The following is a 13,480-nucleotide window of genomic DNA, read 5'->3' as shown; positions in this document are numbered from 1 at the left end:
TTGCCGCCTTGGGAGACATAATGATGAAGAACCGTGCCGGCTTGCTGGCCCTTGCAGTGCTCGTAATCGCAATCCTACTGATGGTATTCTTCGTCATGCCGCGCATCGGTGGCGATGCATCCAAAGTCGGCGACGCGATCAACCAGGCGGGCACGGAGCTCAAGAACACGGTTAACGAAGCGGCAAAGACATCACGCTCTGCCGTGGCCGACTCGGCTGCGGTCGTCGATCAGGTCAGACACCTATCGACCGACGCCGGCGTGGCGCTCGGCGAGCTGAAGGCGCTGTTTGCCGACGGCAAAGGACCGGCCATCGATGTCTTCACCGCCGCCAAGACCAAGGCCATCAATGCGCTCACCGCACTTGTCGGCTTCACCGTTCCCGAGGGCATCGATCCCGCAACACAAGCAATTGCCGTCAAGGTTAAGGAAGGCGGCGCCAAGGCGCTCGCCATCGTGCAGTCGCTGCCGGAAAACATGGCGGATGCGCCTGCCGCGATTGCCAGGGCCGAAGCTGCGCTGACCGGTGCGCCCGAACCAGCCTCCGCCGCGACAACGGCAGCCGCGAATGCCGGCCCGAAGCTTCCAGCCTTCGACGTCCTGCGGGTCGAGCCTGATGGATCGACCGTCATCGCCGGCTCCGCCGAGCCGAACGGCAAGCTCGAAGTACTCGATGGCGAAAAGGTGGTGACGACGGCCGATATTGGCCCGAGCGGCGATTTCGCCGCCGTCCTCGACGATCCGCTTCCGGCCGGCGACCACCAGCTCGTGCTCAAGGTGACGGGCAAGGATGGCAAGACCGCGCTTTCCGAAGAAGTCGCCACCGTTTCCGTGCCGAAGGACGGCAATGCCGCAAACCTGCTCGCGATGGTCTCCAAGCCTGGCGCGGCGAGCCGCATCATCACTGCACCGACAGGGGACACCGAAGTCGCCGACGCCTCCAATCCGTTGGTGCCGGCTGCGGACAAGCCGGCAACTGGCGAGGCCGCGACTGCTCCCGCTGCAGCCGACGCGCCTGCCGCAACAGCAGCACCGACCGGCGAGCTGGCGCTGCAGACGCCTGGCCTGCCCGACGCCTCCGTCGGTGGGACAGATGCGGCGCCGGCCGTACCCGGTGCGGGCCAAACCGACAAGGCCACTGCGCCCGATGTGATGGTCAACGCCGTCGAGATCGAGGGCAACAAGATCTTCATTGCCGGCACGGCGCGGGCCAACGCCAAGGTCCTCGGTTATGCCGACGACAGCCTTGTCGGCCAGGACACGGCCGGACCCGACGGCCATTTCGTCATCGACAGTGTCGCGGCGCTTTCGGTCGGCGATCATAAGATTCGCGTCGACGTCGTCGATCCAGCGGGCAAGGTGATCGTGCGGGCCGCAGTGAACTTCAACCGCCCGGCGGGCGACCAGGTGCGGGTTGCTGCTCAAGCCGGCCCCGCCGATGCAAATGGCGCTTCCTCGATGGTACCGCTCGACGAAGGCGAACTCGGCAAGCTCAAGGCCGAAGCCGGCAAGGCGTTCGGGCTTTTGAAGGGGCTGTTTGCCGATGGTAAGCTGCCAGGTGCCGAACAGCTGGCGGCGGCGCGCTCGGCAACGGAATTCGCGCTGCGCTCTGTCGCCGACTTCCGCCCCGCGGCGGATGCGTCCGACAGCTTCAAGCAGGCCTCCGGCGCCTCCTCGCAAACCGCCGCCAAGGCGCTGAAGGTGCTGCAGGATCTGCCGAAGGATGCAAAATCGGTCGGCGCCGGTCTCGACGGGCTGGGCGCAATCATCGGTGAACTGACCGACACGCCCGCACCGGCCGCGCCCGCCGCAAACGATGCTGCGAGCAATCAGCCGAAGACGATCGAACAGGCGCCGCTGACGGCAAACAATGCGGCGGTCATCATCCGCCGCGGCGATACGCTGTGGCAGATCTCGCGCCGGACCTATGGCCTCGGCGTGCGCTATACGACGATCTACATCGCCAACGAGGACAAAATCGTCGACCCGGATCGCATTCGTCCCGGCCAGATTTTCGGCCTGCCGAAGGACGCGCTGCCGAACGCCGAGGAACTGCACCGTAAACGGCTCTCCAAGCAGCACCTCTGAAAAGGCGGCAGCTTAAGCGCAACGCGACATGATGAAGCCGGGCGGGAGAAACGCCTGGCCTCACTTTTCCCGGCTACTGCACGTGTTGCATTCCTCGGCCCGACGCCCTATCTGCCGGTGGCGTTCGGGATTCAGGGAAGCGCGCCAGATGCGCCCTGCCCCACGCCTTGCCGGACATCGAAGCAAATCATCCGGACTGGAGATACGGCATGGCAAACGGCAAGACAGTCTCGGAATCACACCTGCTGCGGACGCTTTTCAACCTCTGGCCCTATATGTGGCCGGCCGGGCGAACCGACCTCAAGATGCGTGTCGTCTGGGCGTCGGTCTATCTGCTGATCTCCAAGTTCGTCCTGCTGCTCGTCCCCTATTTCTTCAAGTGGTCCACCGATGCGCTGAACGGCAGGATGGACCTCGCCGGCACGGTACCGCCGCTCCTTGCCGGAGCCATCGCCCTTGTCATCGCCTATAACGTCACCCGGCTGATCCAGCTCGGTCTCAACCAGCTGCGCGACGCGCTCTTTGCCAGCGTCGGGCAACATGCCGTGCGCCAGCTCGCCTACAAGACCTTCGTGCATATGCACGAGCTGTCGCTGCGTTTCCATCTGGAGCGAAAGACCGGCGGGCTGTCGCGCATCATCGAGCGCGGCACCAAGGGCATCGAAACGATCGTGCGCTTCACGATCCTCAATTCCGTTCCGACCGTCATCGAATTCCTGCTGACGGCGGTGATCTTCTGGTGGGGCTACGGCTTTTCCTATCTTGCCGTCACCGCCTTCACCGTCTGGGCCTATATCTGGTTCACGATCCGCGCATCCGACTGGCGCATCGCGATCCGCCGGTCGATGAACGACAGCGACACCGACGCCAATACCAAGGCGATCGACTCTCTTCTCAATTTCGAAACCGTCAAATATTTCGGCAACGAGGAGATGGAGGCCAAACGCTTCGACAAATCGATGGAGCGCTACGAGAAAGCGGCGACCGACGTCTGGACGTCGCTCGGCTGGCTGAACTTCGGCCAGGGCGTCATTTTCGGTATCGGCACGACGATCATGCTGGTGCTGTCGGCGCTGGCGGTGCAGCGCGGCGAGCAGACGGTCGGCGATTTCGTCTTCGTCAATTCGATGCTGCTGCAGCTTTCCGTGCCGCTCAATTTCATCGGTTTCGTCTACCGCGAAATCCGCCAGGGTCTGACCGATATCGAGCAGATGTTCGACCTGCTTGAGGTGAAGGCCGAGGTCAAGGACGCCCCCGACGCTGCCGAGCTTCGGATCCGCCAGGGCGCGATCTCTTTCAAGGATGTGCACTTCGCTTACGATCCGGCCCGTCCTATCCTGAAGGGCATTTCCTTCGAGGTGCCGGCCGGCAAGACGGTCGCGGTGGTGGGGCCGTCGGGCGCCGGCAAATCGACGCTGTCGCGCCTGCTTTACCGTTTCTACGATATCCAGAGCGGCACCATCACGGTCGACGGCCAGGATATCCGCACCGTGACGCAGAAGAGCCTGCGCTCAGGGATCGGCATGGTGCCGCAGGATACCGTGCTGTTCAACGACACGGTCGCCTACAATATCCGCTACGGCCGCACGTCGGCCAGCGACGGCGAGGTGTTTGCAGCGGCCGAGGTCGCGCAGATCGCCCATTTCATCGAGGCGCTGCCCGAAGGCTTCGATACCAAGGTCGGCGAGCGCGGGCTCAAGCTTTCCGGCGGCGAGAAACAGCGTGTGGCGATCGCCCGCACCATCCTCAAGGCGCCGCCGATCCTGATCCTCGACGAGGCGACGTCGGCTCTCGACACGACGACGGAACGGGAGATCCAGACCGCTCTCGACGTGGTTTCAAAGAATAGGACGACCTTGGTCATCGCCCACCGGCTCTCGACCGTCATCGGCGCCGACGAGATCATCGTGCTCAAAAGCGGCGAGATCGCCGAGCGCGGCACCCATGCCGCCCTCCTCGAAAGGAATGGCCTCTATGCCTCGATGTGGAACCGCCAGCGCGAGGCGACGCAGGCGGAGGAGCATCTGAAGCAGGTGCGCGACAGCGACGAGATGGGCGTGATCACGCGGCTTGCCCCGGCAAGCTGAAGCGGCAGGCGGTAGCGTTACCCCGCCACTAACGCAAATGTGGAATCGTTGGAACGATCTTCAGCAATCGGGTTTTTTGCGGCAAGGCTTATAAGCTGCTCGTGTCTTCCCGAACTTTCAGAATACGGTCTATAAGACCCCATTCAAGCGCTTCCTCCGCCGTCATGAAGCGGTCGCGATCCATCCCGCGCTCAAAGTCTTCGTAGGAACGTCCGCAATGCTCCGCGTAGAGCCGCGTCATGCGTTGCTTGGTCTTTAGAATTTCCTCGGCATGAATCAGCATGTCGGAAGCCTGTCCTTGAAAGCCGCCGGAGGGCTGATGAATGAGGATACTGGCATTGGGCAATGCGGCTCTTTCGCCAGGTTCACCTGCCATCAGCAGGAACGACCCCATTGAACGGGCCGTCCCCATGCAAAGTGTATGAACCGGCGCACGGATGAAGCGCATGGTGTCGTACATGGCCAGGCCGCTGGTCACGGCGCCGCCCGGCGAATTGATATAGAGGTTGATGGGCTTTTTGGGGTTTTCCGCTTCCAGAAACAGCAGTTGCGCACAGACGAGGGCCGAAACGGTATCGTTCACCTCGCCATTGAGGAAGATAATCCGCTCGCGCAGAAGCCGGGAATAGATATCGAAGGATCGCTCCCCCCGGCTGGACTGTTCTACCACCATAGGGACGAGTTGCATCGCTTCGCGCATCGGCGACCTCCAGACTTTCAGAATTTAAGGGGAAGGCTCGCCGTGTCAGGCGGCGAGCATGAGGGGCGGGCTGTTGCTGTTCGCCGGCGCTCTTGCCATTCTTGCGTCCGTCAGTTCGTGGACGATCCGAAGGCAGGTGCCGCCAGTGGCATTCGGGGTGATCGTGAACGTCACGGTGCTTTCAAGGAAAGGCGGGTTATCGTCACGCAGCTTGTAGCGAACTTCCTGGCCGGGGGTGACGGTGATCGCATCGGGATCAGACAATGCTTCCTTCGGCAACCACCTTTCCCGAAGTTCGGGAATGGTGACGGCACGCCAGACCTTTTGCGGCGGATCGCCCAAGTCAAACTCCAACTCGACGCCGCTATCCTGCTCCTTGGTCTTCCCTTCGTTCATTGATCCATGTCCTTCAGCAAGACTTTGAGTGCTGCGATCCGCTCCGGCCAGTAGGCGCGGTATTTTGTGAGCCACTGGGCGATGAGAGCCAACCCGTCGGGATCGACTTCGTAATTCACGAAACGCCCCTGTCGTTCTTCCCTCACGAGCTTTGCACTGCGCAGAACTGCGAGGTGTTGCGACATCGCCGGCTGGCTAATTTCCATGCCCTCGCGCAAGGCACTAGCGTTCATCCTCCCTGACGCCAGCTTCTCAAAGATCGCACGGCGGGTCGGGTCTGCCAAAGCGCGGAAAAAGTCATTCTCGATCATGCGAACACATAAGCACGCACTTATGCGATTCGCAAGCTGTTTCGAGGCAGCTTTCTGTTGCTGCGGAAATCCTAGACGATGTCCGCATCGGGCCGAAGGCGATCAAAAGCTACGAAGTGCGATCATAAAACCTTAGCGATTCCACATTTACGTTAGCGGCTGGGTAGCGTTACCGGCTTTTGTTGTTCAGAACCACGACAGCGGAACCAGGGCCAGGGTCGCAGCATTGCTCAGGAGCTGGTTTTTCGCTAACCAGCAAAAACCGAAAAGCAAGGAGACCGGCAGCCATGAGCCTGTTCAACACGGTTCGCAACACGATCGTGCCCGTGCACAAGGAGGGTTATCCCTTCGTCGCCGCCTTCTTCGTCGCATCGCTGGTGCTGGGTTGGATCTTCAAGCCGCTCTTCTGGATCGGCATGATCTTCACGCTCTGGTGCGCCTATTTCTTCCGTGATCCCGAGCGGGTGACCCCGCAGGACGACGATCTCGTGATCTCTCCCGCCGACGGCAAGGTCTCGGCGATCCAGATGGTGACCCCGCCGGCAGAGCTCGACCTCGGCTCCGAGCCGATGCTGCGCATCTCCGTCTTCATGAACGTCTTCAACTGCCATGTGAACCGGGCGCCGATGCGCGGGCGCATCGTCAGCATCAACTACCGCTCCGGTAGCTTCGTCAACGCCGAACTCGACAAGGCAAGCGAGGACAACGAGCGCAACGGACTGGTGATCGAAACGCGGCACGGCCAGATCGGCGTCGTACAGATTGCCGGCCTCGTGGCGCGGCGTATCCTTTGCTGGGCAAACACCAACGAGCCGCTGGACGCCGGCGAACGCTTCGGGCTGATCCGCTTCGGCTCGCGGCTCGACGTGTTCCTGCCCGCCGGTGCGGCGCCCCGCGTCTCGCTCGGCCAGACGGCGATTGCGGGGGAAACGGTCATCGCCGAATTCGCCTCGGCCAAGGGTCCGGTCATCAGCCGCCGCAGCTAAGGCGCGGAACCTCCGAGCCCTTGCCGGAATTGCTCTAGGAACGATTGGAACGCGACATGGAAACACCCTTTCCGCCTTTCGAACCAAACGGGCCGGATGATTCCGCCCGCGGCCCACGCCTGCGCGAGATTCCGTTCCGCCTCGTCTTTCCGAACCTCATCACCATTCTGGCGATCTGCGCCGGGCTGACCGGCATCCGGCTCGCTTTCGAGAACCGTTACGAGCTCGCCGTCGCGATGGTGCTGCTCGCCGCCTTCCTCGATGGCATCGACGGGCGCGTAGCGCGGCTGATGAAGGCGACTTCGAAGTTCGGCGCGCAGATGGATTCGCTTGCCGATATCGTCAATTTCGGCGTCGCGCCCGCGCTCGTCGTCTACGTTTTTGCCCTCGATCAGGCTCGTTCGCTCGGCTGGATCGCCGCCTTGATCTATGCGATCGCCGCCGGGCTTCGCCTTGCCCGCTTCAACGTCATGGCCGAGCGCGAAAACAAGGCGAGCTGGCAATCGGAGTATTTCGTCGGAGTGCCAGCGCCGGCCGGCGCCATGCTGGTGCTGCTGCCGGTCTATCTCGGCTTCCTCGGTCTGGCGACGGACCGCACCTTCGCCTATCTCTCTTCGGTCTATACGGTCGCCATCGCCTTCCTGCTGATCAGCCGGCTGCCGGTCTGGTCGGGCAAATCGGAAGGCAACCGCTTGCGGCGCGATCTGGTGCTGCCGATGATGCTCGGCGTCGTGCTCTATGTGGCTCTGCTGATGAGCTACACCTGGGAGGTGATGGTCTTTACCGTTGCCGCCTATCTCGTCTCCCTTCCCTTCGGCGCACGCAGATGGCGGCGCAAATATGGGACGCTGACGATCGAGGAACCCGGCGTCGGCGACGACGATATTGGCCGGCACATCTGACCTCCGCGCGCTCCCGGATTCTCCCGGGCCACGGAATTGCTTCTCTCCCTGTTGTCACCTCCCGAATATATGCCCACGCGTTTTCCCGGGGAAAACCGCTTTGCGTTTTTTTTGGAACCGCTCCCTTCAGTAAGTATTAACCAACGTAGGCTTCAGTTAAGCCTCGCGAATTATGGTGGGCGTTCACAAATCCTGATAAGCGACGCCGCCGTTTTGTCGCTATTTCCGACGAAAAGCAAAAATACAAAATACCCAGGGAAGCAACACGCAAGGAGAGTATCGTGACTTCGAAGAAGAGCAGTACCGGCGAACAACAGGCGGCCAAGCCAGACCTCGCCGCCAACTATCGCCCGGTCGGATTGAAGGCCGTTGCCGCGGCATCGCTGATGGCAAAGAACAAGCCGGACAGTGTCAAGAAATCCGCTTGAAGCGCCGAGCTTCGAACAGTAGCCATCCGGTTTCCGGCATGCCGTCATCCCGAGACTGCGGCATGGCTCTCGTGACATGCCTTCAGCATCGCAGCTGAGCCGAACAGGCGGCCGTGCCGGAAGCGGCCGATCCCGTTTTTAGAAAAAGCTGAGCTGGCCGTGATCCGGCTTTTGTTTCGCAGGCGCCTCGAGCGGTCTCTCGATGACGACCGGCTCCTGCAGGTCCGGTCCCATATTGGCAACCTTGTTGACCTTGTCGGAAATCGGTATGGCCTCGAAGAAATCACCCTGAGCAGGCTGCATCAGGTCGACCACCTCGCGCGGTTCCTGCGTCTTGCAATCGAGCCAGCGCGAGAAGTCCTCCGGCTTTATGACGACAGGCATGCGATCGTGGATCGCGGAGATGCCCGCATTGGCTGGCGTCGTCAGGATCGCACCGGTATCGACCTCCGAACCGTCGGCCGAGGACCATGTCTCCATCAGTCCGGCGAAGGCGACGACCCCGCCTTGGCGCGGCCTGATCCAATAGGCTTGCGGCTTGCCGCCGCTCTCCCTTGAGGGGCGATGCCATTCGTAAAAACCTGAGGCCGGAATCAGCACGCGTCGATGACGCATCGCCGCCCGAAACGAGGCCTTGCCGATCGCCGTCTCGGCGCGTGCATTGATCAGCAGCGGGAAATCCTTCGGGTCCTTGACCCAGCCCGGCGTGAAGCCCCAGCGCACGAGCACGGCGCGCCGGTCGGGCAGGTTGCTGCCCCGCTCCCTGCCCTCGCCTGCGATGACGACGAGGATCGGCTGCGTCGGGGCGATGTTGTAGCGCGCCGGGAAATCGTCGAGATCAAGACCGGAGAAGAAGTTGCGCAGGTCGGCGCTGGAACTTGTCAGGGCGAAACGTCCACACATCGGCCTGTCTTTGCACCCGGTCCGAGTCCGGTCAAGGCGCACTGCATGCTTTTGCGTGACGTGATTCAGGCTCGCGGCGCAAAGAGGATGACGCTCGCCCCGGCAAGGCAGATCAGTCCGCCGCCGATATCATAACGATCGGGCACACGGCCTTCGATCAGCCACAGCCAGAGGAGCGAGGCAAGAATGTAGATGCCGCCATAGGCTGCGAAGGTTCGACCGGCGGCATCGCTCGGCACCAGCGTCAGAAGCCAGGCGAAAAGCACGAGCGAGATCATGCCCGGCGCCAGCCACCAGATGGGCTTTTCAAGCTTCAGCCACGCCCAGAAGGCGAAACAGCCGACGATCTCGAAAACGGCGGCAAAGGCGTAAATGAGATAGCTCACGCAAAGCCCTTTCGAATATTTTGACTCCTTGTTGCACAGATGTCGTTATCTCGGGAGCCGCTGCGCAGATTTTGGGACTTGTCTCGGGAGCTATCCCACACGAAAATCGGGCAGGCCCGCTGCCGCGGCCCGCAATCATCAGCCCGTCGGATCGAATAGCCGTCACAGCAAGAGCAGCCATGACCTCCACCGCCAAAGCCGCCTCCTCCGCCATTCTCGAACGCGACGGGCGATTCCTTCTGGTGTTGCGGCGCAACCCGCCCTCTGCCGACATGTATGCCTTTCCCGGCGGCCGCGCAGAGCCGGGCGAAACGCCGGAGCAGACGGCGCTGCGGGAGTTCCGCGAGGAAACCGGCATCTCGGCGCATAATCCGCGGCTGTTTTCGACCTATGACCTGAAGACACATGGTCCGGATGGCAGCATCAGGAGCCATTTCTTCCTGTCGGTCTTTTGCGTCGACGCCGACCGGGAAATGGTGGCGGAAGCCGCCGACGATGCGGCGGCGCTCGGCTGGTATACGGTGGAGGAGATCCGGCGGCTGCCTGTGCCGCAAAGCGTGCTCGAATGCGCGGAACGGCTGGCGAGCGGTGAATAGAAGTGGAAACTTTCAGGCGCGCCTTGTTGCCGTCACGCTCAAAGTATCAACTTGCAGCATGATTCCCGTTCGACGCGTTGTCCTGCCCCTGCTCGTGCTTGCCGGCCCCGCCATGGCTCAGGGCAAGAATACGGCGTCTGTGCAGGAGGAGATTGCGCCGCCGGTCGCGACCGTGCCCTATGACGACAAGCTGGCGCGGCTCGCCGAAGTGCTGGGTTCGGTGCATTATCTGAGAACGCTTTGCAAAGCGCCGGGCGGGGATGAGTGGCGGGAAGGCATGAAGCAGCTGCTCGATTCGGAGACAGGCAACGAGCCGCAACGGAAGGAAAAGCTCACCGCCGCCTTCAATCGCGGCTACCGGGCCTTCGCTTCCGTCTATACGGATTGCACCCCGGCGGCCATCGTGGCAGAAGAGCGCTACCGTAACGAAGGTGCAACACTCGCCACAGAAATTACCTCGCGCTTTGGAAATTGACGATTAATTAACCTGTTTTCGCATGCGGACGTGTCGTTTTGGGAAAAGGCTGTTAGTGTTATTAACGGTGCAGTAAGACATGAGAAGTTCTGAGGAAAAGACAATGGAAGCAAGCCTCAACGACATCGACGACATGATCGTCCACGAAAAGATGCAGGCGGCTCTGGAGTACCAGAACGAGGCTTGGGCCGACGGCATGGCCGACGGGATCGAGCCGGAGATCATCGCTGATGCCGCCATCGCGCACGCCCTGCGCGAAACCATCCGATTGCACGGGGAAAACAGCGCCGAAGCTCTGCTCGATTCGCTGCGCGACCGTATGCTTGCCGGCGAATTCTCCGCCAACCGCACCCTGCAATAATTATTATCAGAGAGTTCGATGCGCATCGGTAAAGAGAAAGTTTCGCGAATTCGGCTCGCGCCGGTGCTGCTTGCGCTGAGCTTTGCCGCCGGCAACGTCCTCCTCGCGCCCTCGGCCTACGCACTTTCCGAACTCCACAAAATCCCCGGCCAGGCTCCCAGCGATGCGCCGCCGGCACAGGGGAGTGCTGAGGGGCAGAACCAGACCCAGGGCACCACTCCCGGCGTTCCCATGGCCGAGCCGCTGGTCAACAGCCAGAACAATCAGGGTGTCGACAAAACGCCGGGCGCCCAGGACGCATCCAAGCCGGTCGAGGTGATTTACGACATCAACAAGGCGCCCGAGCCGGTTCGCAAAATGCGCCAACAGATCGTCGAGGCCGCCGCCTCCGGCGATCTCGAACGGTTGCGGCCGCTGGTGGGCACCGGCAAAGACCAGACGCAGGTGACGGTGGGTGAAGCGACCGACGACCCGATCGGCACGCTGAAAGACATCTCCGGCGATCCCGACGGAGATGAAATTCTCGCCATCATGCTCGATATCGTTTCGACCGGTTTCGTCCATGTCGGCCAGGGCACATCAGACGACATGTATGTCTGGCCCTATTTCGCCGAGAAGGATCTGAAGTCGCTGACGCCGCCGGAGCGAGTCGAGTTGCTGCGCATCGTGACCGCCGGCGACCTTTCCGACATGCAGGAATTCGGTGGCTATAATTTCTACCGCCTCGGCATTACGCCGGACGGCAAGTGGAAGTTCTTCACGGCGGGCGACTGACGCCGCCTCGCATGCGTCTTCCGCATGTCGCATGGCGCTTGCGATCCACTTCACGAAGTCATACCTCTGAGCGACGACCAACGCGACAGGTTCCGCCATGCCAGCCGTATTCCTGAAAGACCGCTCCCTGCTCTCCGTCGGCGGTGCGGACGCCCAATCCTTCCTGCAGAACCTGATCACCACCGATATCGTCTCGCTGGCGCCCGACGAGGCACGCCCTGGAGCCCTGCTGACGCCGCAGGGCAAGATCCTGTTCGACTTCATGGTCTCGCAGGACGGCGACGGCTACCTGATCGAAACGGATGCCGACCAGAACGACGGGCTGCTGAAGCGCCTGACGATGTACAGGCTGCGGGCCGCCATTACACTTACGCCCCTTGCTGAGAATGGCATTACCGTTTGCTGGGGCGAGGATGCCGATCGCATCGGGGGTGCCCGAGACAGCCGCTTCGCCAAGGCGGGTGTCCTGCTCAGCCGCCGGGCAGGAAGGCATGGCGATGACGCGTCCGCGCTCTACGAGGCGCTGCGCATCCGCCACGGTATTGTCACCTCCGGATTGGACTTCGCCTTGCAGGATGCCTTCCCGCATGACGTGCTGATGGATCTGAACGACGGCCTCTCCTTCAAGAAAGGCTGCTATGTCGGCCAGGAGGTCGTCTCGCGCATGCAGCACCGCGGCACCGCGCGCCGGCGCGTCGTCACCGTGTCCGCCGCAACGGCCTTGCCTCAAGCGGGCACAGAGATCACCGCCGCGGGCAAGCCTGTGGGGACACTCGGTTCGGTCGAAGGCGGCAGCGGGCTTGCGATCGTGCGAATCGACCGCGCCGGTGCTGCGATGGCGGAAGGCACGCCGCTGCTGGCCGGCCAAACGCCGGTTTCTCTCGCCCTGCCGCAATGGTCCGGCCTTGTCTTCCCCACAAGCGCCGACGAGGCCAGCGCGTGACGGCCAAAGCTCCGCGTGCCTGGCAACGCATGCTGTCGGGGCGCAGGCTCGACCTGCTCGACCCCTCCCCGCTCGATGTCGAACTCGCCGATATCGCCCATGGTCTCGCGCGCGTGGCACGCTGGAACGGTCAGACATCAGGCGATCATGCCTTTTCGGTGGCGCAGCACAGCCTCGTCGTCGAAGATATTTTCCGCCGCTCCAACAATGCGCGGCCGGAGGAATGTCTGATGGCGCTGCTCCATGACGCGCCCGAATATGTGATCGGCGACATGATCTCGCCGTTCAAATCCGTGGTCGGCGGCGGCTATAAGGCGGTCGAAATGCGGCTGGAGGCCGCCGTGCACCTGCGCTTCGGCCTGCCGCCTCATCCATCGCGCGATCTCAAGGACCGGATCAAGAAGGCCGACACGATCGCGGCCTATTTCGAGGCGACGGTACTTGCCGGCTTCACGCCCGCCGAGGCGCAGAAATTCTTCGGTCAGCCGCGCGGCATCAGCAAGGAGATGTTGCTGATCGAACCCTTGCCGGCGCTTGAGGCACAGCGGTTGTTCTGTCAACGCTTTGCGGCGATTGAAGCCGAGCGAGGGATAGTATCGTGAGCTTCATCGTCGTCTCGCCGATGTCACGCATCGCCGAAATGGCGGTGCGCCACAAGGCGCGCGACATGATCAGCCTGATCGCCAAAGAACAGAGCTTTCATCGGCCGGGTGTGATCGCGCCCGATCGTCACCTGACGCTTTCGATAAACGACATCACCTTCAAGGGCACGGGCGGTCTGGTGGCGCCTGACGAAACGCATGTGCAGGCGATCATCGAGTTTGCTGCATCGTGGCGACAGGAGACACCACTGCTCATCCATTGCTGGATGGGCGTGTCGCGATCACCGGCCGCCGCACTCATCGCAGCGCTATCGATCGCGCCGGATCAGGACGAGGGAGGACTTGCCCGTCGGTTGCGCGCCGCCTCGCCTTTCGCGACGCCGAACGCCCGGCTGATCGAGATCGGCGACACATTGCTTGGCCGCGGCGGCCGGCTGGCTGCGGCCGTAAAGGCAATCGGGCGTGGCGCCGATGCCGACGGCAATGCGCCCTTCCTGCTTGGGCTCCGCGACGACGCCGGCGGTTGACGCTGCTGCCGCCTGC

At 62.3% G+C, this 13,480-nt stretch carries 17 protein-coding genes; 12 read left to right on the top strand and 5 right to left on the bottom strand.

The features are described from left to right. Positions 1-20 precede the first annotated feature (20 nt). Both AMK02_RS07245 and AMK02_RS07240 read left to right on the top strand, forming a co-directional pair. Positions 21-2,087: a LysM peptidoglycan-binding domain-containing protein gene (locus AMK02_RS07245; protein WP_064801564.1), complete on the top strand. Its 2,067-nt coding sequence runs from the start codon at positions 21-23 to the stop codon at positions 2,085-2,087. 209 nt (positions 2,088-2,296) lie between these two features. After that, entirely contained in the window at positions 2,297-4,174 is a 1,878-nt protein-coding gene (locus AMK02_RS07240; protein WP_064801562.1) for an ABCB family ABC transporter ATP-binding protein/permease, read from the top strand. An 88-nt stretch (positions 4,175-4,262) separates the two neighbouring features. Here the strand turns inward: AMK02_RS07240 and AMK02_RS07235 are convergent, their stop codons facing one another. The 3 genes from AMK02_RS07235 to AMK02_RS07225 are packed head-to-tail and all read right to left on the bottom strand — an operon-like array spanning position 4,263 to position 5,581. Beyond that, positions 4,263-4,874: an ATP-dependent Clp protease proteolytic subunit gene (locus AMK02_RS07235; protein ID WP_064801560.1), complete on the bottom strand. Its 612-nt coding sequence runs from the start codon at positions 4,872-4,874 to the stop codon at positions 4,263-4,265. A 45-nt stretch (positions 4,875-4,919) separates the two neighbouring features. Continuing rightward, on the bottom strand, positions 4,920-5,270 hold the full coding sequence (locus AMK02_RS07230) for an SRPBCC family protein (RefSeq protein WP_064801559.1): 351 nt from the start codon (positions 5,268-5,270) through the stop codon (positions 4,920-4,922). Then, complete coding sequence (locus AMK02_RS07225; protein WP_064801557.1) at positions 5,267-5,581, bottom strand: ArsR/SmtB family transcription factor; 315 nt, start codon at positions 5,579-5,581, stop codon at positions 5,267-5,269. Before AMK02_RS07225 ends, AMK02_RS07230 begins: the two co-directional genes overlap by 4 nt. A 287-nt stretch (positions 5,582-5,868) precedes the next feature. Here AMK02_RS07225 and AMK02_RS07220 point away from each other — a divergent pair, with 287 nt between their 5' ends. From AMK02_RS07220 to AMK02_RS31660, 3 genes are all read left to right on the top strand, one after another. Continuing rightward, a complete protein-coding gene (locus tag AMK02_RS07220; protein WP_020920887.1) occupies positions 5,869-6,567 on the top strand; it encodes a phosphatidylserine decarboxylase in 699 nt (232 codons plus the stop codon). Between the two features lie 56 nt (positions 6,568-6,623). Beyond that, positions 6,624-7,469: a CDP-diacylglycerol--serine O-phosphatidyltransferase gene (pssA, locus tag AMK02_RS07215; RefSeq protein ID WP_064801555.1), complete on the top strand. Its 846-nt coding sequence runs from the start codon at positions 6,624-6,626 to the stop codon at positions 7,467-7,469. A 281-nt stretch (positions 7,470-7,750) separates the two neighbouring features. Next, the gene (locus tag AMK02_RS31660; RefSeq protein ID WP_164517774.1) at positions 7,751-7,897 is read left to right on the top strand and encodes a hypothetical protein; all 147 of its coding nucleotides are present in this window, start codon (positions 7,751-7,753) and stop codon (positions 7,895-7,897) included. A gap of 138 nt (positions 7,898-8,035) precedes the next feature. Here the strand turns inward: AMK02_RS31660 and AMK02_RS07210 are convergent, their stop codons facing one another. Both AMK02_RS07210 and AMK02_RS07205 read right to left on the bottom strand, forming a co-directional pair. Beyond that, complete coding sequence (locus AMK02_RS07210; RefSeq protein WP_064801553.1) at positions 8,036-8,800, bottom strand: SOS response-associated peptidase; 765 nt, start codon at positions 8,798-8,800, stop codon at positions 8,036-8,038. Between the two features lie 65 nt (positions 8,801-8,865). Beyond that, the gene (locus AMK02_RS07205) at positions 8,866-9,186 is read right to left on the bottom strand and encodes a YnfA family protein (RefSeq protein ID WP_064801551.1); all 321 of its coding nucleotides are present in this window, start codon (positions 9,184-9,186) and stop codon (positions 8,866-8,868) included. Between the two features lie 179 nt (positions 9,187-9,365). Here AMK02_RS07205 and AMK02_RS07200 point away from each other — a divergent pair, with 179 nt between their 5' ends. From AMK02_RS07200 to AMK02_RS07170, 7 genes are all read left to right on the top strand, one after another. After that, a complete protein-coding gene (locus AMK02_RS07200; protein WP_064801549.1) occupies positions 9,366-9,782 on the top strand; it encodes an NUDIX hydrolase in 417 nt (138 codons plus the stop codon). Between the two features lie 58 nt (positions 9,783-9,840). Continuing rightward, complete coding sequence (locus AMK02_RS07195; protein WP_064801547.1) at positions 9,841-10,257, top strand: TIGR02301 family protein; 417 nt, start codon at positions 9,841-9,843, stop codon at positions 10,255-10,257. A gap of 103 nt (positions 10,258-10,360) precedes the next feature. After that, a complete protein-coding gene (locus tag AMK02_RS07190) occupies positions 10,361-10,618 on the top strand; it encodes a hypothetical protein (RefSeq protein WP_020920882.1) in 258 nt (85 codons plus the stop codon). A gap of 18 nt (positions 10,619-10,636) precedes the next feature. Then, positions 10,637-11,392: a hypothetical protein gene (locus AMK02_RS07185; RefSeq protein ID WP_064801546.1), complete on the top strand. Its 756-nt coding sequence runs from the start codon at positions 10,637-10,639 to the stop codon at positions 11,390-11,392. A gap of 97 nt (positions 11,393-11,489) precedes the next feature. Then, positions 11,490-12,335, top strand: a complete 846-nt coding sequence (ygfZ, locus tag AMK02_RS07180; RefSeq protein WP_064801545.1) for a CAF17-like 4Fe-4S cluster assembly/insertion protein YgfZ — start codon at positions 11,490-11,492, stop codon at positions 12,333-12,335. A gap of 29 nt (positions 12,336-12,364) precedes the next feature. Next, positions 12,365-12,937: a YfbR-like 5'-deoxynucleotidase gene (locus AMK02_RS07175; RefSeq protein WP_064806051.1), complete on the top strand. Its 573-nt coding sequence runs from the start codon at positions 12,365-12,367 to the stop codon at positions 12,935-12,937. Further along, the gene (locus AMK02_RS07170; RefSeq protein ID WP_064801544.1) at positions 12,934-13,464 is read left to right on the top strand and encodes a tyrosine phosphatase family protein; all 531 of its coding nucleotides are present in this window, start codon (positions 12,934-12,936) and stop codon (positions 13,462-13,464) included. Before AMK02_RS07175 ends, AMK02_RS07170 begins: the two co-directional genes overlap by 4 nt. Positions 13,465-13,480 lie beyond the last annotated feature (16 nt).

The sequence above is a fragment of the Rhizobium sp. N731 genome (genome assembly GCF_001664145.1).
In the GTDB taxonomy this organism is placed as follows: Bacteria; Pseudomonadota; Alphaproteobacteria; order Rhizobiales; family Rhizobiaceae; genus Rhizobium; species Rhizobium esperanzae.
The sequence above is the reverse complement of the archived record's forward strand: the minus strand, read 5'-3'. Positions and strand labels throughout refer to the sequence as shown.

Excerpts from the sequence above, each read along its gene's own strand:
- AMK02_RS07245 (WP_064801564.1), top strand. The coding sequence starts at position 21 with ATGATGAAGAACCGTGCCGGCTTGCTGGCCCTTGCAGTGCTCGTAATC.
- AMK02_RS07240 (WP_064801562.1), top strand. The coding sequence starts at position 2,297 with ATGGCAAACGGCAAGACAGTCTCGGAATCACACCTGCTGCGGACGCTT.
- AMK02_RS07235 (WP_064801560.1), bottom strand. The coding sequence starts at position 4,874 with ATGCGCGAAGCGATGCAACTCGTCCCTATGGTGGTAGAACAGTCCAGC.
- AMK02_RS07230 (WP_064801559.1), bottom strand. The coding sequence starts at position 5,270 with ATGAACGAAGGGAAGACCAAGGAGCAGGATAGCGGCGTCGAGTTGGAG.
- AMK02_RS07225 (WP_064801557.1), bottom strand. The coding sequence starts at position 5,581 with ATGATCGAGAATGACTTTTTCCGCGCTTTGGCAGACCCGACCCGCCGT.
- AMK02_RS07220 (WP_020920887.1), top strand. The coding sequence starts at position 5,869 with ATGAGCCTGTTCAACACGGTTCGCAACACGATCGTGCCCGTGCACAAG.
- pssA (WP_064801555.1), top strand. The coding sequence starts at position 6,624 with ATGGAAACACCCTTTCCGCCTTTCGAACCAAACGGGCCGGATGATTCC.
- AMK02_RS07210 (WP_064801553.1), bottom strand. The coding sequence starts at position 8,800 with ATGTGTGGACGTTTCGCCCTGACAAGTTCCAGCGCCGACCTGCGCAAC.
- AMK02_RS07200 (WP_064801549.1), top strand. The coding sequence starts at position 9,366 with ATGACCTCCACCGCCAAAGCCGCCTCCTCCGCCATTCTCGAACGCGAC.
- AMK02_RS07195 (WP_064801547.1), top strand. The coding sequence starts at position 9,841 with ATGATTCCCGTTCGACGCGTTGTCCTGCCCCTGCTCGTGCTTGCCGGC.
- AMK02_RS07190 (WP_020920882.1), top strand. The coding sequence starts at position 10,361 with ATGGAAGCAAGCCTCAACGACATCGACGACATGATCGTCCACGAAAAG.
- AMK02_RS07185 (WP_064801546.1), top strand. The coding sequence starts at position 10,637 with ATGCGCATCGGTAAAGAGAAAGTTTCGCGAATTCGGCTCGCGCCGGTG.
- ygfZ (WP_064801545.1), top strand. The coding sequence starts at position 11,490 with ATGCCAGCCGTATTCCTGAAAGACCGCTCCCTGCTCTCCGTCGGCGGT.
- AMK02_RS07175 (WP_064806051.1), top strand. The coding sequence starts at position 12,365 with ATGCTGTCGGGGCGCAGGCTCGACCTGCTCGACCCCTCCCCGCTCGAT.